Origin of the sequence: Sphingomonas sp. IC-56 (assembly GCF_021043375.1) — a bacterium.
Classification (GTDB): domain Bacteria; phylum Pseudomonadota; class Alphaproteobacteria; order Sphingomonadales; family Sphingomonadaceae; genus Sphingomonas.
The window spans coordinates 1-26,756 of sequence record NZ_JAJNDV010000009.1 but is presented as its reverse complement, the minus strand read 5'-3'; the positions used below and the strand labels follow the sequence as shown (position 1 = coordinate 26,756).

Sequence of the window (26,756 nt, the reverse complement as noted above, 5' to 3'; positions counted from 1 at the left end):
CATCGCTTGACTGCTATGGTCAGGGGGCTAGTTCGGCAAACTACCGTTGCCGCACTTTCCCTGCGCCCTTCGGTCCCCTCAAAGCGTTGGACTCACCATGCCGAAGACTGCCACCGAATTGATGCAGGAAATCCTGTTCTCCGCGTTCCTCGACTCAGTCGATGCGCTGAAGGCGGGCTCCAACGGATTGCCCAACCTGCTGGTGCGTGAACTGAACGGCATCCACCGCAACACGACCTTCGCCGACCTACCCAAGGAAGTGCAGGACGCCATCACCGCCAATGTCCGCGGCGCCTTCACCAAGCTGTTGAAGGAGGGCTATTCGGTCGGGCTGGCCAGTGCTGGTGCGCGCCCTACACCAGCTCAGCGCACCACTGACGGGCGATCGCCCCCGCGGGATCGTCCGCGCCGCCCTGATGGTCCCCGGCCGCCACGTGGTTCGGACGGTCCCAAGGGGCCCGGCAATCGCCCAAAGCCTCGCGGCTGAGCGCGCTTCATGCAACTCGACGATCAGATGGTGCGGTTCTTCGGAACGGCAGACCTTCAACAACTCGCGCCGGGTGCGCTGCAGTCAGGCATCGAGCGGATGCAGGTCGAGTTCGGCCTGGAAACCGATCGCAGTCGCCGCTTCGCGCTCTGGTCCTTGATGTTCATGTTCGGGGCGGCGCCCGATCTCGATGTCGCGTTCGAAAATGCTGCCGATCGCGATGCGGCCCGAATCTTGATGGACCTTGTCGATCACGCCGCGCAGGAAGACTGAAGGCCGGCTTATCCCTGCCGTGATCAGGACTTCGGCAGGGCCTGCCACACCGCAGCCGCCACCCCGCCTCCCCCGACGCTGAAAGGCGGACTTTCGGCTTCGCCATCCAGGCGCAAGGTCAGCAGCGTGCCGAGCGCCGACCGGCGAAATCGCGGCTTGCGATGATCCGAAAGGGCTTCGTTCACGGCATAGCGCCCGCCATCGCTCGACGTGGTCTCCGTCAGGCGCAGCGATGTCTGTCGGGTGATTTCCTGATCGTCTTGAACAGCGGTGAAGGGCTGATCCGCCGGCCGGGCTAGGGGCGGCACCAAATCAGGTTGCATCGTGCGCTGATCGAACTTCAGCGCCTGGGCGGGCAATGCAAAGCGATCAAAGGACCGCCCGGTCGGCACTCGGCTCGGAATAGGCCCCAGCGATGCCGTATCGACCTTCACGCCCGAACTTCCAGGGACCACGGCGTTGTCACGCGGCCGTTCATCCGCAAGAGCAGGCGTTCCGAGTATCAGCGATACCGCGCAAACTGAGAGGCTCTTGATCATCACCGATCCTCAGCGAGAAGTCGGATGATGACCTAAATGTGGCAGGCGAACAAGCACCCGAGCCAGCTAAGACTCAAAAATCCCCGCCTCATGCCGCGCAGCCGGAGCCGGCGCAGACACGATGCGGGGATTGAAAGAACGGAGAGCGGCCGAAAGCCGCCCGCCGATTACTTCTTGCCTAGGCTAAGGCCGCCGAAACGCTTGTTGAAGCGCGCCACCTGACCGCCCTGATCGAGCATCTGGCCGCGGCCGCCGACCCAGGCCGGGTGCGCCAGCGGATCGATTTCCAGCTGCATCGTGTCGCCTTCCTTGCCCCAGGTGGAGCGGGTTTCGTACACGGTGCCGTCGGTCATCTGGACCTTGATCATGTGGTAGTCGGGATGCGTGTCAGTCTTCACGATGGAATTCCTTGAAAAAGCCACCGGTTACCGACCGGCAGCGGATGCGCGCGCCTAGCAGAGAGCTCGGGCCTGCGCAACCGAGGCATGGATTGCTTACTTGGGCGGATCGGCGATCATCGCCGTGAACTCGCACTCGGTGGCCAGATCGCCATCGACATACGCCTTCCCGGCGAACTTGCACACGCGCGACCGCTTTTGGACGAAGCTGGCTTCAAGCCGGAGCAGCACGCCGGGTTCAACCGGCTTGCGGAACTTCACGCCGTCGATCGACATAAAGTACACCAGCTTGCCCGAGCCCGAGAGCTGAAGGCTTTCCACTGCCAGAACGCCGGCGGCCTGCGCCAGCGCCTCGACCTGGAGCACGCCAGGCATGATCGGACGCCCAGGGAAATGCCCCTGGAAGAACCCTTCATTCATGCTGACTGCCTTGATCGCGACGATCCGCTGGTCGAGGACGAGTTCCTCGACCCGGTCCACCAACAGCATCGGATAGCGATGCGGCAGCGCCGACATCACCCGCCCGATGTCGAGCGGGCCAATGTTGGTGCCGCCGGTCGCTTCCGCTTCGCTCACCGCGGCTCAGCCGGACGGTTGGTGTTCGCGGCCGGAGCAGCCGGAGTCCCGGCCGGACGGGCTGCGGCGCCCTGCTGCTGTGCAGCAGCCTGCTGATAGGCGCGGATCTGCGCCGCCTGGGCGATCTGCTGCTGGATCGCCTGCGTGTCGCGGCTCGGCTGCCAGTTGGCGGGCGGCTGGATGCTGACGGTCGGGGTCGTCTTGTCGATTTCGGCGGTGATCGCAGTGCTGATGTCGGCCGAATCCGGCGCGTACTGGAACACTTCCGGTGCGAGCACGACCGAGATCTTGCGCGCGTTGACGACGCGCATCATCGCCGGCTCATACTGGCGCAGGACGGATTCAATCGCGAACAGCTCGGCGCGTGCGGCCGGGTTGCTCAGGCGCGACAGGTCGTTCTGGGCGTTGGTCTGCGCGGTGCGGATCTTCTCGATCGCCGGGTTCTTGGCGGTCTGCGCGGCGGTCAGCTCAGCGTCGCTGACCTGGCCGTCCTTGTTCGTGTCGATCTGCGCGATCAGCGGCTTCATCTCGGTTTCGAGCGTCTGGCGGCGCTGCTGCATCTGGTCGAAGGCGGCCTTGTAGGTCGTCGAGATCTGCTGGTGGGCTGCCGTCAGCGCCTTGGAGCTGGCAACCACGGCCGCCGGGTTTGCCGAGGCGATACCCGAAACCTGTGCCTGTGCCGGAGCAGCGATCGCGAGGGTCGCCGGGGCGGCGAGGATCGCCGCGAGGATGCACTTCTTGGTGATCATCAGAACTGAGTCCCTACGTTGAAAGTGATGAGCTTGTTATCGTCGCCCTCGTTCTTGAGCAGCGCCTTGGCGACGTCGATGCGCAAGGGGCCAAAGGGCGAATTCCAGTTGACGCCGATACCGACCGAAAGCCTCGGGCGTGCCGAGTCACCGACATAGCGCTCAAAGAACGGCGCAGTCGGGCTGCTGGCGATCGGGTTGATCGTGGTGCCGACGCAGGGCTGGCTCGGCGACGCCGAATAGCCGACCTGGCAAGTCGTGGTAACCGTTGGAACACCACCGGCGAAATACAGCTGGTTGCCTGCCGCGTCCTTCAGGAAATTGTCCTTGGGCAGCAGCGTGGGCGATCCATCCGCGTTGAACAGCGGCTTGCCGCTCGCGTCCGCAGCCTGAGCGAACTCGATCGTCTTGGCAGGGCGCGTGATGTTGAACAGGCTGCCCGCCATCACATAGATGGACGGCCGCAAGCCCAGTTCCTGCGCGCCTGCGCCAAGCGGGATCTCCAGCTCGGCCTTGGTCAGGTAATAGGCCTTGCCGCCAATCGCGTCGTCGACGATGCGGTCGCGGTCCTCGACCAGCAGCTGCGTACCGGTCAGCGGATCGCCCGTGAAGCCGATACGCTGGACGCGCGGACCGACGCCGCGAATGTCGAAGCCACGGAACTGCGGCTCGCCCAGGTAGAAGCGGTCGGTGATACGCACCGGATCGATGCCCGGGCCACGGCTGCTTTCCAGGCTGTGGATGTAACCGCCCTCAGCCGAGACCGAGAAGATGAAGTTGCTGCCCAGGTTCCAATACTTGTCCGCGTCGACACGCCCTCGGATGTAACGGACATCGCCGCCCAGACCCGCAAAGTCGGCGCCCAGCGTCAGGCGTTCGCCCCGCGTCGGGCGCAGGCGGCTGTTGAGGCTGTCATAGATCAGCGAAACGCCGACCAGCGAGGTCAGGCGATTGCCCACCGCTTCGCAATAATAGCGCCCGGCAATGACGGGATCACACTCCCTGACTCCGTCACCATCGGTGTCCGAGTAGAAGGTGTTCTTGTCGAGCGTGACGTCGTCCTGCGCCAGCTGGTAGCGGCCCGACAGCGTCCAATATTCGGTCAGCGGAACGCCGGCGACGACCTGGAAGCCGGTCGAAACCTGGCTGTAGGTGGTCGAACGGTCGCTGCCGATATAGTTGAACGCGTTGTAATCGCGGCGGAAAATCGTGCCGCCCAGCGCCACGTTGCTGTCGAACAGATAGGGCTCGGTGAAGCCCAGTTCGACCGACTTGGAATAGCTGGAATAGTCCACCGATGCCGAGACGGTCTGCCCCTTGCCGCGGAAGTTGCGCTGGCGGATCGACGCCTGAAGGATGAACTGCTCGAGGCTTGAGAAGCCCGCCGACAGCGTCAGTTCGCCGTTCGCGCGCTCTTCCACATTCGCGGCGAGCACTATGCGGTCGGGGCTCGATCCTTCCTTGCGCTCGATCTCGAACTTGTCCTGGAAATACCCCAGGCTGTTGATGCGGTCCTGAGAGCGCTTCACCAGGAAGGTGTTGAACGCGTCACCCTCGGCAACGCGCATTTCGCGGCGGATCACCTTGTCCTGGGTCTGGCGGTTGCCGGTGATGTCGATGCGCTCGATGTACGTACGATTGGCTTCCGCAATGCGGAAGTTCATCGTCATCGTCAGGCTCTCGCGGTCGCGCTGGAACTCGGGACGCACATCGGCAAACGCATAGCCGAACGCGCCGGCGGTCTCGCTGAGCTGCTCGACCGTGTCCTCGACTGCCTTGGCGTTGTACCAGTCGCCTTCCTTGATCGCGAGGGCGCTGGCGAGCTTCTTGTCGTCAAAGTCGCGTATCGCGCTGTCGACCGTCACGGGGCCGAACTTATAGCGCGGACCTTCCTCGACCACATAGGTGATGATGAAGTCGCGCTTGTCCGGGGTGAGCTCGGCCACGGCCGAGATCACGCGGAAATCGGCATAGCCGTTGGTCAGATAGAATTGGCGCAGCTTTTGCTGGTCATAGGCCAAACGGTCCTGGTCATAGGACGTATTCGAGCTGAGCAGGTTCTTCAGGCTCGACGTCTTGGTCGCCATCTCGCCGCGCAGCTGCCCGTCGGAGAACACCTCGTTGCCGATGATGTTGATCTGGCGGACCTTGGACTTGGGACCCTCGTTGATCTCGAAGATCACGTCGACGCGGTTCTGGTCCAGGCTGACCATCTTGGGCTGCACATTGGCGGCGAAGCGCCCCTGGCGGCGGTACAGCTCGACGATGCGCGCAACGTCGGCACGCACGGCGGTGCGGGTGAAGATCTGCCGCGGCGACAGCTTCACTTCCTTCTGGATCTTGTCGGCCTTCAGGCGCTTGTTGCCCTCGAACACGACCCGGTTGATCACCGGATTTTCCTTGATCCGGATGGTCAGGTCGCCGGTCAGCGCGCCGTCGATCTCGACGTCGGCGAGCAGATCGGACGCGAGCAGGTCCTTGATCGCCTGATCGATCGTTTCGTTGGTGTAGGTCTCCCCTACCCGCAGGCGCGTGTAGGACAGCACCGTCTCGGGCTCGACGCGCTGCGACCCTTCGACGCGCAGCGTGCGTACGGTGCGGACTTCCTGAACAGGCACCACCTGCGCGGGCGCTGCGGCAGGCGTCGCCTGCTGCGTGGCGGGCTGCGGTGCGGGCGCCGGACGGCCGGCCGCCTGGGCGTGTGCCGTTCCCGAGAGCATCGTGCCCGCGAGAAGCACTGCCACTGCGCGCGTGCCGAGATTACCAGTCTTGATATTCACATCCCACCCCAAGTCGGATTTCGAGAAAAGCCGCTGCCCACGCGACGCCGGAACATACCGCCCCTGCCTTAACCGCTTCAGCCGATCAAGCCGGCCAAATTCTTCCACAAGCCCAATGCACCAAGATCATTCAACGTGACCAGCAGCATCAATGCCAGAATTGCGATCAGACCACCCCGATAAGCCCATTCCATCACCTGCGGCTCGACCGGTCGACGGCGTACGGCTTCCACTGCGTAGAACAGCAAATGCCCGCCATCCAGTACAGGCACTGGCAACAGGTTGATGAATCCAAGATTAATCGAGATGAGCGCGATCAGGAACACGAATTCGGTCGGCCCCATCGCCAGCCGTTCGCCGGAGACCTGCGCGATCTTGAGCGGTCCGCCAAGCTCGGCCACCGAACGGCGCCCGGTGATGATCTGGCCCAGCCCGTCCACCGTCATCTGGATGATGTCGCCGGTCATGCGCAGGCCGATCACCGGCGCTTCCAACAGGTTGACGGACTCGTGCACGGGCTTGGCCGGGCCGATGCCCAGCCGCCCAATGCGGAACTCGTTGCCGAACCGGTCACGCTCCACGCGCACGCCGATCTGTGCGTCGACCGAGCGCGGCTCGCCGTTCCGCTGATAGGCGATCGTAACCGCCTCGCCGGGGCGAAGCTGCGTATACTTCACCATATCGGCATAGGTATCGACCGAACGGCCACCCAGCGCCGTCACCTGATCGCCAGGCCGAAGCCCAGCCTGCTCGGCCGCACTGCCCGGCAGCACCGTTCCGACCGTGCTCGGCGTGCGGTTGTCGCCATAGGCGAGCGCGAACGCCGAGAGGATCAGAATGGCGATGATGAAATTGGCGACCGGACCGGCGGCGACGATGATCGCGCGCTGCCACAGCGGCTTTGCCTGAAAGGTCTGCGCCCGCTCATGCGCGGGCAGCGCCAGCCAGTCGGCGGTGGGCTGCGACGCTGGGTTCATGTCGCCGGCAAAGCGGACATAGCCGCCCAGCGGCAACAGGCAGAACTTCCAGCGGGTGCCGCGGCGATCCGTGAAGCCGGCGAGTTCGCGGCCAAAGCCGATCGAGAACTCCTCTGCCTTCACGCCGAACCAGCGCCCGGCGAGATAGTGCCCCATCTCGTGGAGGAAAACGAGCGGCCCGATCACCAGCGCGAACGCAAGGAGGGTGAGCAGGAAGCCGGGCGATTCGATCAAACGACACAGTCCTTCACACGCTCGACCGCATAGCGGCGCGCCTCGGCGTCGATCGCAAGCACTGCGTCGAGCGTTTCCGGGGCGGCCGGATCGTAGCGGTCCAGCGTATCGGCAACGATTGCGGCAATTTCAAGAAAGCCGACCGCGCCGGAAAGGAAGCCGGCAACAGCCACTTCGTTGGCGGCGTTGAGAACGGCCGGACGTGCGCCCCCGGCTGCCAGCGCCTCGCGCGCAAGCTTGAGCGCGGGGAAGCGCACATAGTCAGGCGCTTCGAAATTCAGCCGTCCGATGCGGGCAAGGTCGAGCGGTTCGCTCGGCGTCTCCATCCGCTCCGGCCAGGCTAGCGCATAGGCAATGGGGGTACGCATGTCCGGCGAGCCAAGCTGGGCCAGCACCGACCCGTCGATATATTCCACCATCGAATGGATCACCGACTGCGCGTGCACCAGCACGTCGAGCTTGTCGGCCCCCACCGGGAACAGGTGATAGGCCTCGATCAGTTCAAGGCCCTTGTTCATCATCGTCGCAGAATCGACCGAGATCTTCGCGCCCATCGACCAGTTGGGATGCGCCACCGCCTGGGCCGGCGTGATCGACTGCATCGCCTCCAGCGGGGTCTGGCGGAAAGGGCCACCGCTTGCCGTCAGGATGATACGCCGAACCGCCTGGGGCGCGCTCCGATCCAGGCATTGGAATACAGCATTGTGCTCCGAGTCCACCGGGAGCAGCGTCGCGCCATGCCGGCTCGCGGCCGCCATCATCACGGCCCCGGCCGAGACCAGCGATTCCTTGTTGGCCAGCGCAACCGTCCTGCCGCCCTCAAGCGCAGCCATTACCGGCTTCAGGCCCGCCGTGCCGACGATTGCGGCCATGGTCCAGTCGGCGCCCATCCGCGCCGAGTCGCAGATCGCCGCCTCGCCGCCGCACGCTTCGATGCCGCTGCCCGCCAGCGCATCGCGCAGCCGGTCCAGGCAGCTTTCATCCGCCACCACCGCGCGCTTGGCACGCGTGCGCAGCGCCGCGGCGGCAAGCTTGTCGACGTCGCAATTGGCGGTGAGCGCCAGCACTTCGAACTGGTCGGGCGCGCGTTCGATCAGGTCGAGCGTCGAACTGCCCACCGATCCGGTAGCGCCAAGAACAGTGATGGTCTTCTTCATCAGATCAGCGCAATCACCAGCAATGCGGCCAGCGGGGCCACGAACACCAGCCCGTCCAGCCGGTCCAGGATCCCGCCATGGCCCGGCAGGAGGTTGCTCGAGTCCTTGACCCCAGCCTGGCGCTTGAGATGGCTCTCATACAGGTCACCCGCTTGCGACGCAGCGGCAAGCAGCGGCGTCGCCACCGCCAGCACCAGCGGCAAATCGAAACGCCATACCAGCACCAGCGCGAACACCGTCGCAGCCACCATCCCGCCGATAAAGCCTGCCCAGGTCTTGTTGGGGCTGATCCGCGGCGCCAGCTTCGGCCCGCCAATGGCCCGGCCCGCAAAATACGCGCCCGTGTCCGCCGCCCACACCAATGCCATCGCCCAGAAGGTGAGTAACAGCCCCTGATCGCCACGCTCGCGCAGCATCAGCAGCGCCAGCACCGGCAGCCCGACATACAGCACGCCCGCCGCTAGCCGCCCGCTGCGCGTAATCGCACCCAGGAAAAAGGCGCCACCGATCAGCAGCCCAAGCGACAGAAAGCTCGGCCCGGCCGCAATGTCCGGCGCCATGATCGCCAGCGGCACCGACAGGGCATATTGCGAAAGCCGGCGCTGGCGCAGCGTGGCATGCATCAGCCCGGCCCACTCGCCGATCATCAGGATCGCGGCTACGGCAAGGATCAGCCAGAAGCCCAGCCCACCTGCCCACAACGCCGCGCTCGCCATGACCACCAGCGCGATGCCAACGACCGCGCGCGTGCCAAGATCGGACATTTTGCGGCTCACAGGCCGCCGAAGCGCCGCTGGCGCTTGCCGAACTGGTCGATCGCGGCAGCCAAAGCTGCCTCGTCGAAGTCGGGCCAAAGCGTGTCCACGAACAACAGCTCGGCATAAGCCGCCTGCCACAACAGGAAGTTGGACAGCCGCTGCTCGCCCGAGGTGCGGATCATCAGGTCGAGCGGCGGCAGATCGGCCGTCTCCAGGCTCGCCTCGAAACGCTGCGCATCGATTCCCTCGGGGGCGAGCACGCCGTCCTGCACCTGTTCGGCGAGGCGCCGTGCAGCCGCCAAGATTTCTGCCTGCGCGCCGTAATTCAGCGCGATCACCAGCGTCGGCCCCGGATTGTCGGCCGTGCGCGAAATCGCCGCATCGATCATCGATACCAGGTCCGGCTGAAGCCGGCGCCAATCGCCGATGACCCGCAGCTTCACGCCTTCGGAAATCAGTTCCTCAAGCTCGCTCGCCAGGAACTGGCGGAGCAGGCCCATCAGGTCGCGAACCTCCTCCTCGGGACGCCGCCAGTTCTCGGAGGAAAACGCGTACAGCGTCAGCGCCTCGATGCCGAGCTTCCGCGCGGCACGGCTGATGCGGCGCACCGCCTCCACGCCCTGCTTGTGCCCGGCGATCCGCGGCAGGAACCGCTTCTTCGCCCAGCGCCCATTGCCGTCCATGATGATCGCAACATGGCGCGGCACGGGCGCAGCGGCGAGCTGGGGCGCCGGCTTAGCAGCCACGGACGCCCCCGCCCGACCAGACAAGGCGATGCCGCAGCATCACTTGTTGAGGATTTCCTTTTCCTTCGCCGCGGCTGCCGCGTCGATCTCGGCGATGGTGGCGTCGGTCAGCTTCTGGACTTCGGTTTCGTGGCGCTTGCGGTCGTCCTCGCCGAACACGCCCTTCTTCTCGTCGGTCTTCAGGCTGTCATTGCCGTCGCGGCGCACGTTGCGAACCGCGATGCGTGCCTTTTCGGCATATTGGCTGGCCAGCTTGGCGAGTTCCTTGCGCCGCTCCTCGGTCAGGTCCGGGATCGGCAGGCGCAGCGTCTGCCCGTCGACGATCGGGTTCAGGCCAAGACCTGCCGAGCGGATCGCCTTGTCGGCCGGGCCGACATTGGACTTGTCCCACACCTGCACCGACAGCATCCGAGGTTCCGGCACGGAAACCGTCGCCAGCTGGTTCAGCGGCATGTGCGAGCCATAGACCTCGACCGTCACGGGATCGAGCAGGCTGGTGGAAGCGCGGCCGGTGCGCAGGCCGCCAAGATCATGCTTCAGCGATTCAACGGCACCCGCCATGCGGCGTTCAAGATCGGCTTTGTCGTAAGCGGCCATTACCGGCTCCTGTTAATTCAAGCTTGGGTTTGAACGATCGTCGAAGTGCCCTCGCCGCGCAGCACGGCGGCGAGATTGCCTTCCTCGCGGATGTTGAACACCACGATCGGGATATGGTTGTCACGGCACAGCGCCACGGCCGACGCATCCATCACCTTCAGATTGTCGGCAAGGACGCGGTCATAGCTCAGCGTGTCGTAGCGCGTCGCGGTCGGCACCTTCTTCGGGTCGGCGTCGTACACGCCGTCGACCGAAGTGCCCTTGAACAGCGCGTCGCAATTCATCTCGGCGGCACGCAGCGCAGCGGTGGTGTCGGTGGTGAAGAACGGCAGGCCCGTGCCCGCGGCAAAGATCACCACGCGCCCCTTTTCCATGTGCCGCTCGGCACGACGGCGAACATAGGGCTCGCACACGCTGGCCATCGGGATCGCCGACTGCACGCGGGTCTGCACGCCGATCTTCTCCAGCGCGTTCTGCATCGCCAGCGCGTTCATCACCGTGGCCAGCATGCCCATATAGTCGGCGCTCGCCCGGTCGAATCCCTGCGCGGCACCCGCCAGCCCGCGGAAGATGTTGCCCCCGCCGACGACCATGCACACTTCAAGCCCGGTCTCGGTGGCTTCCTTCACTTCGGCGGCGACACGGTCGCAGGTGGCGGGATCGATGCCGAACTGCCCCTGCCCCATCAGCACTTCGCCGGACAATTTGAGCAGGATTCGTTGGAAGCGCGAAGCGGTCATTGGAGCCTAGGATTCGAGGGGAGCGTAGATAGCGAAGCGGCGCGGACCTTAGAGGTGCCGCGCCGCCGGAACAAGCAGAGATGCCGAGGAGATCTGGTGCAGACCGCGCCTCCCGGGCATCCTGTCACAGGTTGCTGGTCCTTACTTGGACAGACCGGCGGTCGCGGCCACTTCGGCGGCGAAGTCGCTTTCTTCCTTCTCGATGCCCTCGCCGAGCTGGAAGCGGACATAGTCGGTCAGCGTGATCGTGGTGCCGGCATCCTTGCCGGCCTGGGCGATCACGTCCTGCACCGGGGTCTTGCCGTCCATGACGAACGCCTGGGTGAGCAGCGCGTTCTCCTTCTTGAACTTCTCGACCGGCCCGTTGAGGATCTTCTGCGCGACCTCGTCGGACTTGCCGACGATCTTGTCCGCATTCTTCTCACGCAGGATCGCGGCTTCGCGCTCGACGACTTCCGGATCGAGGGTCTCGACCGACAGCGCCAGCGGGAATGCAGCGGCGATGTGCATCGCGATCTGCTTGCCCAGCGGCTCGAGCACGTCGGCACCGGCGTCAGACTCAAGCGCGACGAGCACGCCGATCTTGCCCAGGCCCGGCGCAGCCGCGTTGTGGACGTACGGGATCACCGCGCCCTTGGACACTTCCACGGTCTTTGCGCGGCGCAGAACCTGGTTCTCGCCGATGGTCGCGATGTTCGCGGTCAGTACTTCCTCGACGGTGCCGGCGGGCAGCTTGGCCGCCTTCAGCGCTTCGACATCGGCACCGACTTCCATCGCGAGCGCGGTTACGTCGCGCACGAACGTCTGGAAGATCTCGTTCTTCGCGACGAAGTCGGTCTGCGAGTTCACTTCGACGGCAACGCCCTTGGTGCCGGCGACCTGCACGCCGACCAGGCCCTCGGCCGCGGTGCGGCTGGACTTCTTGGCGGCAGTGGCCAGGCCCTTGGTGCGCAACCAATCAACAGCGGCTTCCATGTCGCCGTTGGTCTCGTTCAGCGCCTTCTTGCAATCCATCATGCCGGCGCCGCTCTTTTCGCGGAGCTCCTTCACGGCTGCTGCAGTGATCTCGGCCATGTTCTCTTCCTCTAGCTTGACGGCTGCGGTGGCCCCGAGCCGTATATCAAAAACCCCGTTCGCCCTGAGCTTGTCGAAGGGCCGTTCTGTTTCTTGCCGACACCGGAAGGAAGAACGGTGCTTAGACAAGCTCAGCACGAACGGGGAATGGGTCGGCTTTCCGAACTGACCAGGCGCCTAGTCGCACCCCATGTCAGTTCGGAGACAGCCTTTGACCGGTTACGCGTCGATCTGGCGCTCGCCTTCGACGGCCTGGTTCACTTCGGTCGCCGCAGCCGGCGCTTCCGGCTCGCTCAGCGCCTGCTCGACCGGGGGCTGCTCGGCAGCACCGAAGTCATAGCCTGAGTTGCGCATCGCATCCTGGCCGCCACGAGTCGCGGCAATGGCGATCGCTTCGCAGTACAGGCGGATGGCGCGGCTGGCGTCGTCGTTCGCCGGAACCGGGAACGCGATGCCATCGGGCGAGACGTTCGAGTCGAGGATCGCCACAACCGGGATACCCAGCGTGTTGGCTTCCTTGATCGCCAGCTCTTCCTTGTTGGCGTCGATCACGAACATGATGTCGGGAACGCCGCCCATGTCGCGGATGCCGCCAAGCGAAAGCTCGAGCTTGTCCTTCTCACGGGTGAGCTGGAGCACTTCCTTCTTGGTCAGACCGACCGTGTCGCCCGACAGCTGCTCTTCAAGCGTCTTGAGGCGCTTGATCGAGTTGCTGATGGTCTTCCAGTTGGTGAGCATGCCGCCCAGCCAGCGATGGTTGACGAAGTGCTGGCCTGCGCGACGCGCTGCGTCGGCGATCGGCTCCTGCGCCTGGCGCTTGGTGCCGACGAACAGCACCTTGCCGCCCGAAGCGACGGTCGACGACACGAACTCGAGCGCGCGTGCGAACAGCGGAACGGTCTGCGAAAGATCGATGATGTGGACGCCGTTGCGGTCGCCAAAGATGTAAGGCTTCATCTTCGGGTTCCAGCGGTGCGTCTGGTGGCCGAAATGCGCGCCCGATTCGAGCAGCTGCTGCATGGAGACGACGGGTGCCGCCATAGGGATAACTCCTTCCGGTTGAGCCTCTGGGAAGCGAGTGACCGACATTCATCCGCGCCAGTGTGGCGGGATCAACTTCGGCACCGGTTTATGATGCTTCCCATGCGGGGTTGAGGCGGGCACCTTAGCCGAAGCCCACCCCTCAGGCAAGTAGAACAAATGCAGCACGCCGCGTTGACAAGCGGAACGTTAATGGAACATAAAGGGTTCAGAAGCGGAGCAGGGAACGTCTTGCCCCGTTAGCACGTTGAAATCACTTGGTTCTTGTGCGGCGTGTCCGTGCAACGAGCGTGGCAGGAGTTTCGTATGGCTGCAATTGGCGTTTATCTGCTGTTCGGTGCCGCGCTGGCGGCGTCGCTCTGGACTGTCTTCGCGAGTGTCCGTCCGCAGCTGCATCGCTTCGCGGAACTGACTCGCCCCGTCAGCAAGCTTCCTGCACTCCCGTCGCGGCTCAGCCGGGTCACGGTGCGGGCGATGCCGGCACGTATGCCGAACCGTCCACAGCCGCAGCGCGCAGCCGCCTGATGCGGCGATAGCTGCGAATGCTGAACGGGATGGCGGCCAGGTAGACGAGCGCCATCACCGCCAGCGTCGGCCACGGCGCCGAAACCAGAGCGGCAACGAATACGACCAGCACCGCGACCGCTTCGAAACGCACATTCTGCTTCAGGCGGATAGTGGGTGCGAAGGTCGCGATGCTCGAAATCATCAGAACCGCGATCAGCACAGTCCAGGGCGCAACGATCGCCGGCTCGGCCAGCGTCGCTTCCCCCGTCCACAACCACAGATAGAGCGGCGTCAGCGCCAGCAGCGCCCCGGCCGGCGCAGGAACGCCGGTCAGGAACCCGGCCGATTTGTGCGGCTGCTCCTTCTGGTCGATCGCGGCATTGAAGCGCGCCAGGCGCAGCGCACAGAACAATGCCAGCAGCAGCGCTACCAGCCAGCCGAATCGGCCAAGCGTATTGAGCGACCACAGATAGAGAATAAGCGCGGGCGCGACGCCAAAGGAGATTGCATCGGACAGGCTGTCGAGCTCGGCTCCGAACCGGCTTTCCGCGCGAACCAGCCGCGCGATCTTGCCATCCACGCCGTCTAGCACTGCGGCGGCGAGCACCATCAGCACCGCCACTTCCCAGTTGCCCAGCATTGCAAAGCGGGTCGCGGTCAAACCCGAGCAAAGCGCCAGCGCGGTTACGGTGTTGGGCAGCACGGCCCGCAGCGGGATCCCGCGCGCGGCATTGGTAAAGCGCAGATTGCGGGGCGAACGGTCAAGCTTGGGTTCACGCATGTCGAACTGCCTCACTGAAGCGAAAAATACTGTTCACTGCGCAATCCCCTGCGCCTTGGTCCCGCCGCGGCGCGCCAGGATCGTTTCCCCGGCGATGGTCCGCTGGCCGAGCACGACGTCACACGCATAATCGTCAGGCAGGAACACATCGACTCGGCTGCCGAAGCGGATCAGCCCGATGCGCTGTCCGGCAACCACCATGTCGCCAGCCTTGGCGAACGCCACGATGCGGCGTGCGACCAGCCCTGCGATCTGCGTGAAGCCGATGCGCAGCCCGTCGCGGTCCTCGACCACGAAGTGCTGCCGCTCATTCTCGTCGCTGGCCTTGTCGAAGTCCGCGTTCATGAACTTGCCGGAGATATAGATGACGTGGCGGACCGTGCCGGCAATGGGCGTGCGGTTCACATGCACGTCGAACATGCTCATGAACACGGACACACGCACCATCGGCGCCTCGCCCAGCGCGCCCGGGCCGCGCAGTTCGGGGGGCAGCGGCACGCGCTCGATCATGGTGACCAGCCCGTCGGCGGGCGACACGATCAGCCCGTCACCCTGTGGCGTGACGCGCACCGGATCGCGAAAAAACGCGGCGACCCCCACCGTCAGGAACACCAGCGGCCAGGTGACGAAATCCCACACGAAAAGGCTGAGCAGCGCGACCGCAGCGGCGATCAGGACGTATTTGCGGCCCTCAGGATGGATATCTGGAAAGCGCCACTTGACCGTGGTGGTGCCCACGGGAGGCTTGTCTAGCGATGCCATGCCCTGGGTGTAGCGGGGTGCAGGTCACTTTCCTAGGATCAGTTTCACGCTCGCCCGATGCGGTAAACGGCGCCCTGTCCCGCAAATAATGCAACCGCGTGGCTTGCAAGTTCGTTCGCTTTTTTGCAGGCGATTGCGCCACCTTCGTTACGATATCAAAGGATGTTCATGCCCGCATCGACTGCTGCCGCGAAGCGCCGTCGCGCCCGTGCCCGCGCGGCCGGCGTGCCTTCGCCCTGGGTGATGTTCCTCAAGGGGTTCCTCAAGAACCCCGTGATGGTCGGCGCCGTCGCCTCCTCGTCGCAGCGGCTGGTGCGCCACATGATCTCCAAGGTCGACTGGGATCAGTGCAAGCTGTTCGTCGAATATGGCCCCGGGGTCGGCACGTTCACGCGCCCGATCCTCGAACAGCTGGGTCCCGACGCGAAGCTGGTGGTGATCGACACCAACCCCGACTTCATCCAGTATCTGCGCGCCACAATCGACGATCCGCGTTTCTCCGCGGTGCTCGGCTCGGCCGCCGACGTGCAGCGCATCGTCAACGAACACGGCTTCGAGCAGGCCGACTACATCACCTCGGGCCTCCCCTTTTCCACCCTGCCACCCGGTGTCGGCGACCAGATCGCCAAGGCGACGCACGACGTGCTGCGTCCCGGCGGCGCCTTCCTGGTCTATCAGTACAACCCCAAGGTCCGGAACTTCCTCACGCCGCACTGGTCGAACATCGACCATGAGGTGGAATGGTGGAACATCCCGCCGGCACAGCTCTGGTGGGCCTGGAAGGAGTAAGCGCCTGAGGGCGCTTGATCCCCCTCCCCCATCCTCCTAGACGCTCGCTCAACCCGAAACACACAAGGACGAGCGAGCCAATGTCGAAGATCAAGGTTGCAACGCCGGTCGTGGAGATCGACGGCGACGAGATGACGCGGATCATCTGGCAGTGGATCCGCGAGCGCCTGATCCTCCCCTATCTCGACATCGATCTGAAGTACTACGACCTCTCGGTCGAGAAGCGCGACGAGACCAACGATCAGATCACGATCGATTCGGCTAACGCGATCAAGCAATATGGCGTCGGCGTGAAGTGCGCCACGATCACCCCCGACGAGCAGCGCGTCGAGGAATTCAGCCTGAAGGAAATGTGGAAGTCGCCCAACGGCACGATCCGCAACATCCTGGGGGGCACGATCTTCCGCGAACCCATCGTGATCTCCAACGTCCCTCGCCTGATCCCGGGCTGGACCAAGCCGATCGTCGTTGGCCGTCACGCGTTCGGCGACCAGTACCGCGCAACCGACTTCAAGGTGCCCGGTGCCGGCAAGCTGCGCCTCGTCTGGGAAGGCGAGAATGGCGAAAAGATCGACCGCGAAGTGTACAACTTCAAGGACGCCGGCGTCGCGCTGGCAATGTACAACCTCGACGACTCGATCCGCGATTTCGCTCGCTCGTCGCTGAACTACGGCCTCAACCTCGGCTGGCCGGTCTACCTGTCGACCAAGAACACCATCCTCAAGGCCTATGACGGCCGCTTCAAGGACCTTTTCCAGGAAGTGTTCGAGACCGAAGGCTTCAAGGAGAAGTTCCAGGAAGCCGGCATCGTCTATGAGCACCGCCTGATCGACGACATGGTCGCCTCCGCGCTCAAGTGGCACGGCGAGTTCGTCTGGGCCTGCAAGAACTATGACGGCGACGTGCAGTCGGATCAGGTCGCACAGGGCTTCGGCTCGCTCGGCCTCATGACCTCGGTCCTGATGTCGCCCGACGGCAAGACCATCGAAGCAGAGGCTGCGCACGGCACCGTCACGCGCCACTACCGCCAGCACCAGCAGGGCAAGGCGACGTCGACCAACCCGATCGCGTCGATCTTCGCATGGACCGGCGGCCTCAAGTATCGCGGCAAGTTCGACGGCACGCCCGACGTGACTCGCTTTGCCGAGACGCTCGAGCGCGTCTGCATTGAGACGGTCGAGAGCGGCAAGATGACCAAGGATCTCGCCCTGCTCATCGGCCCCGATCAGGCCTGGATGACCACCGAGCAGTTCTTCGAAGCGATCCGCGTCAACCTCGAAACCGCAATGGGCAGCTGGCAGTAAGCCATCCGCCCAAGGCACGCGAACAAAGCGCGGGAGGCGGCGACGTCTCCCGCGCTTTTTCGTTTCCGCCGCTTTTCTCAAGGCCCAAACCGCCACCCGAAGCGCATCCGCCGCATGACATCGTCGGCATTAGCCGTTTAGATGCGCCCCATGCTCACGCTCCAGAACAGTGGCCTCAGCGACGCCCTCGTGATCCTCGGCGCGGCGGGTCTTGTGATCCCCGCCTTTGCCCGCTTCCGCATCAGCCCGGTGATCGGCTTCATTCTGGTGGGCATCCTGGTCGGACCTTCCAGCCTGGGCGCATTGGTCGATGAAAGCCCCTGGCTCTATTACCTCACCATCTCGGACGTGCACTCAATCGAGCCGTTCGCCGAATTCGGCATCATCCTGCTTCTCTTCTCGATCGGCCTGGAGCTATCGTTCCGAAGATTGTGGGCAATGCGCGCGCTGGTATTCGGCGTCGGCGCGGCGGAACTGCTCGGCGCCGGCCTCATCCTGGCAGGGGCGTTCTACCTCACCGGCCTCAGCACCGGCGGGTCGATCGGCCTCGGCCTCGCACTCGCGCTTTCCTCCACCGCCCTGGTGATCCCGATCGCCGGGACCAGCAGCGCGGTGGGACGCGCCGCTTTCGCGATGCTGTTGTTCGAGGATCTGGCGCTCGTCCCGATCATCTTCATGCTCGGCGCGCTAGCCCCGTCCGCAGGCGACGCGGGCATGTGGGGCCTGCTGCGCACGCTAGGGTTGGGCGTCGCTACCGTTGCGGCGCTGTTCGTCGGCGGTCGCTTCCTGCTCCCGCGCATGTTCGCCCAGGCCGCACGCACCAAGAGCCCCGAACTGTTCCTCGCCGCCAGCCTGTTGGTCGTGATCGTCGCCAGCCTGGCGACCGCCGCGGCGGGCCTGTCGCCGATCGTCGGCGCCCTGATCGCAGGGCTCTTGATCGCCGAAACTGAGTATCACGGCGAAGTCGAAGCGATCACCGCACCGTTCAAGGGCCTCGCGCTCGGCGTCTTCCTGATCACCGTCGGCATGCGGCTGGACCTGCGCTTCGTTGCCGAGAACTGGGGCGCCCTGCTCGGCGCGACCATGCTGGTGATGGTCGTAAAGGCCGGCGTGACCATGGGCCTGCTCAAGATTTCCGGCGCCCGCAGTGGCACCGCGGCCGAAACCGGCGTGCTGATGGCCAGCCCATCCGAGACCACCCTCATCGTGCTCGGTGTGGCCGGGGCGGCAGGGCTGCTTTCCCCCACCACCGGCGCGTTCTGGACCACCGTGACAGCGATCGGCCTCACCGCCACGCCGCTGCTGGCCAAGGCCGGACAGATGATCTCCGGCCTGATCGAGCGCAACACGCCCACCGATGCGTCGGGACTCGCGATCGACGAAGCAGGGCCCGGCGCAGTGATCATCGGCTTTGGCCGGGTCGGGCGTACCGTGGCCGACATGTTGCGGCGCCACGACCTGCCCTTCCTCGCGGTTGACGCTGATATCGACAATGTGAACGCCGCCCGCCGCGACGGCTTCACGGTCGTGTTCGGCGACGTCACGCGCAGCGAACTGGTCGACCAGCTGCGGCTCGGCCACGCACGGGCGTTGATCCTCACCATGGACGACCCGGTGCTGACGGTCCGCCTCGCCAAGCGGGTGCGCGCCTGGGTGCCGGACCTTCCGATCATCGCCCGCGCGCGCGACGCCAACCACGCCGCCGAACTCTACCGCGCCGGCGTCACCGACGCGGTACCGGAAACGCTGGAAAGCTCACTCCAGCTGTCCGAGGCAGTGCTGGTCGACTTGGGCGTGGCGGTCGGCCCGGTGATCGCGTCGATCCACGAAAAGCGCGACGAGATGCGCAAATCCATCCGCCTCGCCGCCGGCCTCGAACGTGACCCGCGCCTGCGCCGAGTGCGCCTGGGCAAGGAAGCGTCCTGAACGGCTGCTGCCGCAAAACTAAAGGTTAACCATCACACTGAATCAGTTCCTCGGCGAAGGCCGGGGCCCAGCTGCCACGCACTTGGTAAGCGAGGACTGCAAATCAAACCGCATTGCAACTGGCCCCCGGCCTCCGCCGGGGAACAGCCTGGTTCAGATCAGCTCGCGCTCACGTCGCCGCGCGGTTCTCCGCCAGCGCCGCGCGCACCGCGGCCACTGCGTCGTCCGCCTTTGCCGCATCGGGCCCGCCGCCCTGCGCCATGTCGGGACGGCCACCGCCGCCCTGCCCGCCCAGCACCGACACCGCCACCTTGACTAGGTCGACTGCGCTCAGTCCCAGCCCGTCGGTCACGCCCACCGCCACCGAAGCGCGGCCATCGTTGGTCGCGACCAGCACCACCACGCCCGAACCGATGCGCTGCTTGGCATCGTCCACCGCGCCGCGCAGCGCCTTGGCTTCCAACCCGTCGAGCACCTGGCCGACAAAGTTGACCCCGCCGACCTGCTCGGGACCGGCAGGGGCTGCCCCGCCGCCGCCGCCCAGCGCCAGTGCCTTCTTGGCCTCGGCCAGTTCGCGCTCCAGCCGGCGCCGCTCCTCGACCAGCGTGGCGACCCGCGCCGGCACTTCGTCGGGGGATGCCTTGAGCACCGCAGCCGTCTCGCGCAGCTTCTCGTCGCGCGCCGCCAGCCATTGCCGCGCGGCTTCGCCGGTCAGCGCCTCGACCCGGCGAATGCCCGAAGAGGACGCGCCTTCGTCGACGATCTTGAACAGCCCGATCTCGCCCAGCGCGTTCACATGCGTGCCGCCGCACAGTTCAAGCGAATAGGTCTTGCCATCGTCGTTGGTGCCCATCGACACCACGCGGACCTCGTCGCCATATTTCTCGCCGAACAGCGCCATTGCGCCTTCTTCGATCGCCTCGTCGGGCGTCATCAGCCGCGTGACGACGCTGCCATTGCCGCGGATGTGCCGGTTCACATCGGCTTCCACCTTCGAGATGTCCTCTGACGTCATGCCGGTCGGCTGCGAGAAGTCGAACCGCAGTCGCTCGGCCGCAACCAGGCTGCCCTTCTGCGCGACATGGCCGCCCAGCCGCTCGCGCAAAGCCTCGTGCAGCAGGTGGGTGGCGCTATGGTTCGCGCGGATCGCGCCGCGGCGGGCATGATCGACACGCAGATGCACCGCGTCGCGCAGCGCGATCTCGCCGGCATCCACCACCATCTCATGCGCCCACACCCGGCCCAGATATTTCCGAGTATCCGACACCGTGGCGTGCAGCCCCTTGTCGCTGGTGATCGTGCCGGCGTCACCGACCTGACCGCCGCTCTCGCCATAGAAAGGCGTCTGGTTGAACACCACCGACACGCGCTCGCCCTGCGCCGCGCGCTCCACGCGCACGCCGTCCTTCAAGATCGCGAGCACTTCGCCCTCGCCTTCCTCGGCGGCATAGCCGGTGAACTCGGTGCCGCCGAACTCGTCGGCGATGTCGTACCACAGTTCGTCCGATGCCTTTTCGCCAGAACCCTTCCAGGCCGCGCGCGCGGCGCGCTTCTGCTCGGCCATGGCGGTGTCGAAGCCGGCGCGGTCCACGCTGATCGACTTGGAACGCAGCGCGTCCTCGGTCAGGTCGTACGGAAAGCCGAACGTGTCATACAGCTTGAACGCCGTCTCGCCCGGCAGCGTCGCGCCTTCGCCCATGTCCGCAGTCGCTTCGTCCAGCAGCCGCAGGCCGTTGGCCAGCGTCTTGCGGAACCGCGTCTCTTCCTGGAGCAACGTCGCCTCGATCAGCGGCTGCGCGCGCACCAGCTCGGGGAACGCCGCGCCCATCTCTGCCACCAGGCTCGGCACCATGCGGTGCATCAACGGGTCCTTGGCGCCCAGGATGTGCGCGTGCCGCATCGCCCGGCGCATGATCCGGCGGAGCACATAGCCGCGGCCTTCATTGGCCGGCAGCACGCCATCGGCCACCAGGAAGCCCGACGAGCGAAGGTGATCGGCGATGACGCGGTGGCTCGCCTGATGTTCACCCGTCGTGGCGGCGCCGGTCAGCGCGCCGCTCTCCGCGATCAGCGCCTTGAAGGTATCCGTGTCGTAATTGTCATGGACGCCCTGCAGCACCGCCGCGACGCGCTCCAGCCCCATGCCGGTATCGATGCTTGGGCGGGGCAGGTCGCCCACGATCTGGTCGGCTTCCTGCACGAACTGCATGAACACCAGGTTCCAGATCTCGACGAAGCGGTCGCCATCCTCCTCCGGGCTGCCGGGAGGGCCACCATAGATGTGCTCGCCATGGTCGTAGAAGATTTCCGAGCACGGCCCGCACGGGCCATCGGCACCCATCGCCCAGAAATTATCCTTGGTGGCGATGCGGATGATCTTGTGCTCGGGCAACCCGGCGATCTTCTTCCACAGCTCGAACGCCTGGTCGTCGGTGTGATAGACCGTGACCACCAGCCGCTCGGCAGGGATCCCCCACACCTTGGTCAGCAGGGTCCAGGCGTGCGTGATCGCCTGTTCCTTGAAATAATCGCCGAACGAGAAATTGCCCAGCATCTCGAAAAAGGTGTGATGCCGCGCGGTATAGCCGACATTGTCCAGGTCGTTGTGCTTGCCGCCCGCGCGCACGCACTTCTGGCTCGACGTGGCCGTGGTGTAGGGCCGCGTCTCCAGCCCCGTGAACACGTTCTTGAACGGCACCATGCCCGCATTCACGAACATGAGCGTGGGGTCGTTGTGCGGCACGAGCGGCGCGCTCGGAACACGGGCATGACCCTGGCCCTCGAAATAGTCGAGGAAGGAGCGGCGGATATCGTTGGTCGACGTCATGAGCGCCGACTTAAGCGGTGGCGCGTCCGTGCTCAAGCGAAACGGTGTGCCGCATCACCCCAACGGCGCGTCGATCGACTTCGGCGGGGTGCTGAACCATTGCGGGCCGCCCGCGGTCATATGGAAACAGTCCTCCAGCCGCACGCCAAAGCTGCCCGGGATGTAGATGCCGGGCTCGTTGGAGAAGCACATCCCCGGCGCCAGCCGAGTCGCTTCGCCGCGCACCAGATTGACCGGCTCATGCCCGTCCAGCCCGATGCCATGCCCCGTGCGGTGCGACAGCCCCGGCAGCTTGTAATCCGGCCCATAGCCTAGGCTCGCATAATAGCCCCGCACCGCGTCATCGACCTGCCCCGCCGGCGTGCCCAGCTTCGCCGCCGCGAACGCCACCTGCTGTCCGCGCGCGACCTGGTCCCACACCTTGCGCTGCTCGGCGGACGCCGCTCCATGCACAAAGGTGCGCGACACGTCGGACTGATAGCCCTGCACCGTGCACCCGCAATCCATCAGCACGATGCGCCCGTCGGCCACCGCCGCCGGCGTGCGCGTGCCATGCGGATAGGCCGCCCCCTCGCCCACCAGCACTAGGCTGAACTCGGGGTCCCCGCCCAGCTTCGCGGTCGCCGCATCCATCAGTCCGGCAATATCGCGCTGCGACATGCCCCGCTCGATCCGCGCATGCACGAAGCGATAGGCCGCCAGCGTCACGTCAGTCGCCCGCTGCATCAGCGCGATCTCCGCGCTCGACTTTATCATCCGACAGCCGCGCACCACCGGGTTGGCCGAAGTGATAGCAGTCCCAGGCAGTGCCTGCCGCAACCCGTCAAAGGCAAAGAACCGCGCCGTTTCCTCGATCCCGATCGGCCGGTTCGCCAGCTTGCGCTCGCGCAGAAACCCCGCGACCAAGCGCAGCGGATCCTCATGTTCCTGCCACACGCGGATGTCGGCCGGCACCGCCAGCCCTTCCTGCGTGCGCGGCGCCTCAAAGAACGGCGTGACGATGCACGGCTCGCCCTCCACCGGCAGCACCAGCGCGGTCAACCGCTCGCTCCGCCCCCAGCGCAACCCGGTGAAATACACCAGCGACGATCCCGGCTCGACCACGATCGCCCCGATCCCCGCCGCCTTCATCAACGCCTGCGCCTTGGCGATCCGCCCCCGCCGCTCTTCCACGGTTATCGGCTGCGCATCGCGCGTCATGTCGCGCAAGCCCGACAGGTCAGGCTCCGCCGCCCGCACAACGTGCGAAACCCCCAGCAGCGGAAGCGCTGCGGCCGCTGTCAGCATCTGCCGGCGCGTGGTGAGCGGCATCGCAAAAACTCCCCTGAAAACACGCCGACAGCGATAGGGCGCTTGACCCGGCGGCGACAATCCCCTTCCGTGGCGCGAACTTTTTGGGGGATTGCGTGGGAAAGCGACTTACTTGGTGGATTTTGGCGGCGCTGGTGCTGGGCGGCGTGCTCGGCTGGGCGCTCAACGTCACCTATGACGATGGCGGGGCGGGCACCAAGACCCTCGACGACATCGCCTATTATTTCGACATCCCGACGCAGATGTTCCTCCATCTGATCAAGATGATCATCGCCCCGCTGGTGGTGTCCACGCTGGTGGTCGGCATTGCCCATATGGGCGGCGGCGGCGCGATCGGCCGCGTGGGGTTGAAGGCGTTCCTGTGGTTCGTCTGCGCCAGCCTCATCTCGCTGACCCTGGGCCTGTTGCTCGTCAACCTGCTCCAGCCCGGCGTCGGCCTGAACCTGCCGCTTCCCGATGCGGCCGCCTCCAGCGGCGTCGACCGCGCTGGCTTCGACGCTGCCAAATTCTTCATCCACATCGTGCCCACCTCGGCGCTCGATGCCATGGCAAAGAACGACATCCTCCAGCTCGTGATCTTCTCGCTCTTCTTCGGCGTCGGCCTCGCCGCAGTCGGTGAAAAGGGCGCGCCGCTCGTCCGCGGCCTCGAAGCACTGGTCAGCGTCATGCTGACCGTAACCGGCTATGTGATGCTGTTCGCGCCGGTCGCGGTGTTCTGCGCCGTCGCCCGTACGCTCGCGACCAAGGGGCTGGGCGTGGTCGGCGATCTCGCCTTCTTCATGGCCAGCTTCTATATCGGCCTGATCGCACTGTGGGCGGTGCTGCTCGGCGCCTGCTTCCTGTTCGTCGGGCCGCGCACCGGCATGCTCATGCGCTATCTGCGCGATCCGATCCTGCTGGGCTTCTCGACTGCCTCGTCCGAAGCCGCCTACCCGCGCACGCTCGAAGCGCTCGACCGCTTCGGCGTACCGCCCCGGATCGCCAGCTTCGTGCTGCCGCTCGGCTATTCGTTCAATCTGGACGGATCGATGATGTACATGACGTTCGCGTCGATCTTCATCGCGCAGGCCTATGGCATCCATCTCGACTGGGCGACGATGATCCAGATGCTGCTGATCCTGATGGTCACCAGCAAGGGCATTGCCGGCGTGCCGCGCGCCAGCCTGGTGGTGATCACCGGCACGCTCGCGCATTTCGACATACCGGAGGCCGGCATCCTGCTGATCCTCGCGGTCGATCACTTCCTCGACATGGGCCGCACCGCCACCAACGTCATCGGCAACGCCGTCGCCGCAACCGTGGTGGCGCGTTGGGAGGGGCAACTCGACACGCCCGAGAACCCCGACCCCGTGGTCCCCATCCCGGCCGGACTGCCGGACGACGCCGACAGCTTCCAGGAATACGGCCAACCCCGCCACTAAGGCGGGCAAGCCTCGACCCATCTGTTCCCCGGCGAAAGCCGGGGAACCGCTAGCGGCAGTCCGACCACAATCGTCGACGAGCCACGGTGCGCCCGGTCACGCAGGCGCGCCACCTCACCCGCTCCAGTTCCCCGGCGAAGGCCGGGGTCCAGCTGCAACGACGTCGAAAAGGCGCGCGACGCTAAAATGCGCTGCAACTAGCCCTCAAGCATAAGCATAAGGCCCGCCCGCCTTGAGCGCCGCCTGATACGCAGGCCGGGCATGGATCTTCTCCAGCCACGCCGCCAGGTGCGGCCGCCCCTGCGTCGCCCCGGCGCGTTTCACTGCGGCTTCCAGCGGAAAGCTCATCATCACATCCGCCGCAGTCATCTCCTTGCCGGCGAACCAGGGCCGCTGCGCCAGCTCGCCCTCGACATAGTCCAGATGGACCTCGACCATCGGCCGGAACTTCTTGATCGCCGTTTTCCCGAACAACGGCACCCGGCTCAGGATCAGCGTGGTGAACAGCGGCGGCATCAGCGACCCCTCGGCATAATGGAGGAAGTGCCGATAGCGCAGCACATCGGCGCGGTGCGCCGGCGCCCCCAGACGCCCATCGGCCTTTTCGACCAGATACTCGATGATCGCCCCGGTCTCGACGATGACATGATCCCCATCCTCGATCACCGGCGCCTTGCCGAGCGGGTGGACGCGCCGCAGCTCGGCCGGCGCCAGCATCGTCGCCTTGTTCCGCTCATACCGGCGCACCTCATAGGGAAGCCCCAGTTCCTCCAGCAGCCATAGGATGCGCTGCGAGCGCGAATTCTCGAGATGGTGGACGATGATCATGCGCTCTCTCCTGCGGTCGCGGTCCAGATCCAGGCGGCGCCGTCGAACGCGACGACACCATCGCGGACATGCTCGGTCAAGGCGTCACGCAGCGAAGCGCGCAGCACCTCCCGCCGTTCGGGCGTGGCATCGGCAAGCGTGCGCGCCGCCGATCCGATCCGCGACAGGAAGCTCAATGCGTCCTCGACGGGGTCCGGCCCGGCGCCGGCCACATAGCGGAACGGGGCAAGCTGCGGCGCGGCGTCGACCCACCCCGCGCGGCGCAGCACGTCGCCCGTGAAGTCAGCGTCGGCCAGGCCATAAGGGCCAGGCGCATAGCCGGCGGCAGGTGCGGGATCGTTGCCGACCGCCGCGTCGGCCACCATCGTCCACTGGTTTTCGGCGCGCGGCGCAAAGCAGGAAAAGACCAGCCGCGCTCCGGACACCGCCGACGCGCGCAACGCTGCGAACCCGGCAACCGGATCGGCAAAGAACATCACCCCATGCCGCGATACGATCAGGTCGGCACCGCGCCCGCCCAGGCCCTGCGCGTCGCCCACTTCGAAGTGCAGATTGGCAATGCCATCGCCCCGCCCGCGCGCGATCTCCACCAGCGCAGGCGACAAGTCTATGCCGGTGACCGACAGATCGGGCCGTTCAGCGGCAAGCGCCAGCGCGGTGTTCCCCGCACCACACCCGATATCCAGCGCCGAACCCCGCTGCGGCGCCACGTCGAGGATCGCGGCGTTCAGCGCGGCACCCACGCCCGCCAGACTGCGATCAGTCCGCCGCCATTCCGCGGCCCAGACATCGCCGACACGCCCGTTCCAATCCAACGCGCTGGTCATACACCCTCCCCTGTTCACCCAAGCGCTACCAGAACGTGATCCAAGGAGGAAAGTTCGCCCGCCCAGCCGCCCACGCACCAAGCACACCAGGCGTACCCAAAAACCCAACCCGGCCCAAAACCCTCCGTCACCCCCGCCCTGAGCCGGGGTCCCGCTTCTTCTTCTGCCAGCCTAAGGCAGGGGGACGCGGCCTGAAGATCAAAAGGAACAGAAGCCTTCAACCTGCTCCTTAGACAACTGCGAGCACACCTTCACCCAGCCCACACGGTCCCGACTGAAACGCCAAACCTGAATTGCGCGACCTCATTGGGCTCGTGGCACCTGCACCGCCCCACCGCCCCACCGCC

The 26,756-nt window shown here is 65.5% G+C and carries 25 protein-coding genes; 6 read left to right on the top strand and 19 right to left on the bottom strand.

The window, feature by feature from the left end; translation table 11 throughout:
* The first annotated feature begins 97 nt into the window (after positions 1-97).
* Entirely contained in the window at positions 98-487 is a 390-nt protein-coding gene (locus tag LQ953_RS12580; protein WP_231031253.1) for a hypothetical protein, read from the top strand.
* Between the two features lie 9 nt (positions 488-496).
* A complete protein-coding gene (locus tag LQ953_RS12575) occupies positions 497-760 on the top strand; it encodes a hypothetical protein (RefSeq protein ID WP_231031252.1) in 264 nt (87 codons plus the stop codon).
* A 23-nt stretch (positions 761-783) separates the two neighbouring features.
* On the opposite strand, the gene LQ953_RS12570 is transcribed toward LQ953_RS12575, so the two are convergent.
* From LQ953_RS12570 to LQ953_RS12500, 15 genes are all read right to left on the bottom strand, one after another.
* Complete coding sequence (locus LQ953_RS12570; protein WP_231031251.1) at positions 784-1,299, bottom strand: hypothetical protein; 516 nt, start codon at positions 1,297-1,299, stop codon at positions 784-786.
* Positions 1,300-1,466: 167 nt separating this feature from the next.
* A complete protein-coding gene (gene rpmE, locus LQ953_RS12565) occupies positions 1,467-1,697 on the bottom strand; it encodes a 50S ribosomal protein L31 (protein WP_184083675.1) in 231 nt (76 codons plus the stop codon).
* Positions 1,698-1,793: 96 nt separating this feature from the next.
* Positions 1,794-2,273, bottom strand: a complete 480-nt coding sequence (gene fabZ / locus LQ953_RS12560; RefSeq protein ID WP_330999424.1) for a 3-hydroxyacyl-ACP dehydratase FabZ — start codon at positions 2,271-2,273, stop codon at positions 1,794-1,796.
* A complete protein-coding gene (locus LQ953_RS12555) occupies positions 2,270-3,022 on the bottom strand; it encodes an OmpH family outer membrane protein (RefSeq protein ID WP_231031250.1) in 753 nt (250 codons plus the stop codon). The genes fabZ and LQ953_RS12555 overlap by 4 nt, the downstream gene beginning before the upstream one ends.
* Positions 3,022-5,742, bottom strand: a complete 2,721-nt coding sequence (gene bamA / locus LQ953_RS12550) for an outer membrane protein assembly factor BamA (RefSeq protein ID WP_231031365.1) — start codon at positions 5,740-5,742, stop codon at positions 3,022-3,024. The genes LQ953_RS12555 and bamA overlap by 1 nt, the downstream gene beginning before the upstream one ends.
* Positions 5,743-5,879: 137 nt before the next feature.
* The gene (rseP, locus tag LQ953_RS12545; RefSeq protein WP_231031249.1) at positions 5,880-7,013 is read right to left on the bottom strand and encodes an RIP metalloprotease RseP; all 1,134 of its coding nucleotides are present in this window, start codon (positions 7,011-7,013) and stop codon (positions 5,880-5,882) included.
* Positions 7,010-8,170, bottom strand: coding sequence for a 1-deoxy-D-xylulose-5-phosphate reductoisomerase (locus LQ953_RS12540; RefSeq protein ID WP_231031248.1), 1,161 nt, complete (start codon positions 8,168-8,170; stop codon positions 7,010-7,012). The genes rseP and LQ953_RS12540 overlap by 4 nt, the downstream gene beginning before the upstream one ends.
* Positions 8,170-8,934, bottom strand: coding sequence for a phosphatidate cytidylyltransferase (locus tag LQ953_RS12535; RefSeq protein ID WP_231031247.1), 765 nt, complete (start codon positions 8,932-8,934; stop codon positions 8,170-8,172). The genes LQ953_RS12540 and LQ953_RS12535 overlap by 1 nt, the downstream gene beginning before the upstream one ends.
* 8 nt (positions 8,935-8,942) lie before the next feature.
* Entirely contained in the window at positions 8,943-9,611 is a 669-nt protein-coding gene (uppS, locus tag LQ953_RS12530) for a polyprenyl diphosphate synthase (protein WP_231031364.1), read from the bottom strand.
* A 102-nt stretch (positions 9,612-9,713) separates the two neighbouring features.
* The gene (gene frr / locus LQ953_RS12525; RefSeq protein ID WP_231031246.1) at positions 9,714-10,271 is read right to left on the bottom strand and encodes a ribosome recycling factor; all 558 of its coding nucleotides are present in this window, start codon (positions 10,269-10,271) and stop codon (positions 9,714-9,716) included.
* Positions 10,272-10,288: 17 nt separating this feature from the next.
* Positions 10,289-11,011 (bottom strand): UMP kinase, encoded by a 723-nt coding sequence (gene pyrH, locus LQ953_RS12520; protein WP_231031245.1) that lies wholly within the window; start codon positions 11,009-11,011, stop codon positions 10,289-10,291.
* A gap of 141 nt (positions 11,012-11,152) precedes the next feature.
* Positions 11,153-12,085 (bottom strand): translation elongation factor Ts, encoded by a 933-nt coding sequence (tsf, locus tag LQ953_RS12515; protein WP_231031244.1) that lies wholly within the window; start codon positions 12,083-12,085, stop codon positions 11,153-11,155.
* Positions 12,086-12,304: 219 nt separating this feature from the next.
* A complete protein-coding gene (gene rpsB / locus LQ953_RS12510; RefSeq protein ID WP_231031243.1) occupies positions 12,305-13,126 on the bottom strand; it encodes a 30S ribosomal protein S2 in 822 nt (273 codons plus the stop codon).
* 460 nt (positions 13,127-13,586) lie between these two features.
* The gene (gene pssA / locus LQ953_RS12505; RefSeq protein WP_231031242.1) at positions 13,587-14,414 is read right to left on the bottom strand and encodes a CDP-diacylglycerol--serine O-phosphatidyltransferase; all 828 of its coding nucleotides are present in this window, start codon (positions 14,412-14,414) and stop codon (positions 13,587-13,589) included.
* A 33-nt stretch (positions 14,415-14,447) separates the two neighbouring features.
* On the bottom strand, positions 14,448-15,176 hold the full coding sequence (locus LQ953_RS12500) for a phosphatidylserine decarboxylase (RefSeq protein WP_231031241.1): 729 nt from the start codon (positions 15,174-15,176) through the stop codon (positions 14,448-14,450).
* A gap of 168 nt (positions 15,177-15,344) precedes the next feature.
* Here LQ953_RS12500 and LQ953_RS12495 point away from each other — a divergent pair, with 168 nt between their 5' ends.
* From LQ953_RS12495 to LQ953_RS12485, 3 genes are all read left to right on the top strand, one after another.
* Entirely contained in the window at positions 15,345-15,965 is a 621-nt protein-coding gene (locus LQ953_RS12495; RefSeq protein WP_231031240.1) for a class I SAM-dependent methyltransferase, read from the top strand.
* Positions 15,966-16,045: 80 nt separating this feature from the next.
* The gene (locus tag LQ953_RS12490) at positions 16,046-17,269 is read left to right on the top strand and encodes an NADP-dependent isocitrate dehydrogenase (protein ID WP_231031239.1); all 1,224 of its coding nucleotides are present in this window, start codon (positions 16,046-16,048) and stop codon (positions 17,267-17,269) included.
* A gap of 150 nt (positions 17,270-17,419) precedes the next feature.
* Positions 17,420-19,195 carry a cation:proton antiporter domain-containing protein gene (locus LQ953_RS12485; RefSeq protein WP_231031238.1) on the top strand — a complete coding sequence of 592 codons (1,776 nt, stop codon included), beginning with the start codon at positions 17,420-17,422 and terminating at the stop codon, positions 19,193-19,195.
* 169 nt (positions 19,196-19,364) lie between these two features.
* Here the strand turns inward: LQ953_RS12485 and alaS are convergent, their stop codons facing one another.
* Both alaS and LQ953_RS12475 read right to left on the bottom strand, forming a co-directional pair.
* Positions 19,365-22,022, bottom strand: coding sequence for an alanine--tRNA ligase (alaS, locus tag LQ953_RS12480; protein WP_231031237.1), 2,658 nt, complete (start codon positions 22,020-22,022; stop codon positions 19,365-19,367).
* A gap of 54 nt (positions 22,023-22,076) precedes the next feature.
* Positions 22,077-23,333: a M24 family metallopeptidase gene (locus tag LQ953_RS12475; RefSeq protein ID WP_231031236.1), complete on the bottom strand. Its 1,257-nt coding sequence runs from the start codon at positions 23,331-23,333 to the stop codon at positions 22,077-22,079.
* A gap of 95 nt (positions 23,334-23,428) precedes the next feature.
* Between LQ953_RS12475 and LQ953_RS12470 the strand changes: the two genes are divergently transcribed.
* Positions 23,429-24,754 (top strand): dicarboxylate/amino acid:cation symporter, encoded by a 1,326-nt coding sequence (locus LQ953_RS12470; protein WP_231031235.1) that lies wholly within the window; start codon positions 23,429-23,431, stop codon positions 24,752-24,754.
* 204 nt (positions 24,755-24,958) lie between these two features.
* Here the strand turns inward: LQ953_RS12470 and LQ953_RS12465 are convergent, their stop codons facing one another.
* Together LQ953_RS12465 and LQ953_RS12460 are read right to left on the bottom strand one after the other, a co-directional pair.
* Positions 24,959-25,582 (bottom strand): glutathione S-transferase family protein, encoded by a 624-nt coding sequence (locus LQ953_RS12465; protein WP_231031234.1) that lies wholly within the window; start codon positions 25,580-25,582, stop codon positions 24,959-24,961.
* Positions 25,579-26,409, bottom strand: a complete 831-nt coding sequence (locus LQ953_RS12460) for a class I SAM-dependent methyltransferase (protein ID WP_231031233.1) — start codon at positions 26,407-26,409, stop codon at positions 25,579-25,581. Before LQ953_RS12460 ends, LQ953_RS12465 begins: the two co-directional genes overlap by 4 nt.
* Positions 26,410-26,756: the final 347 nt, after the last annotated feature.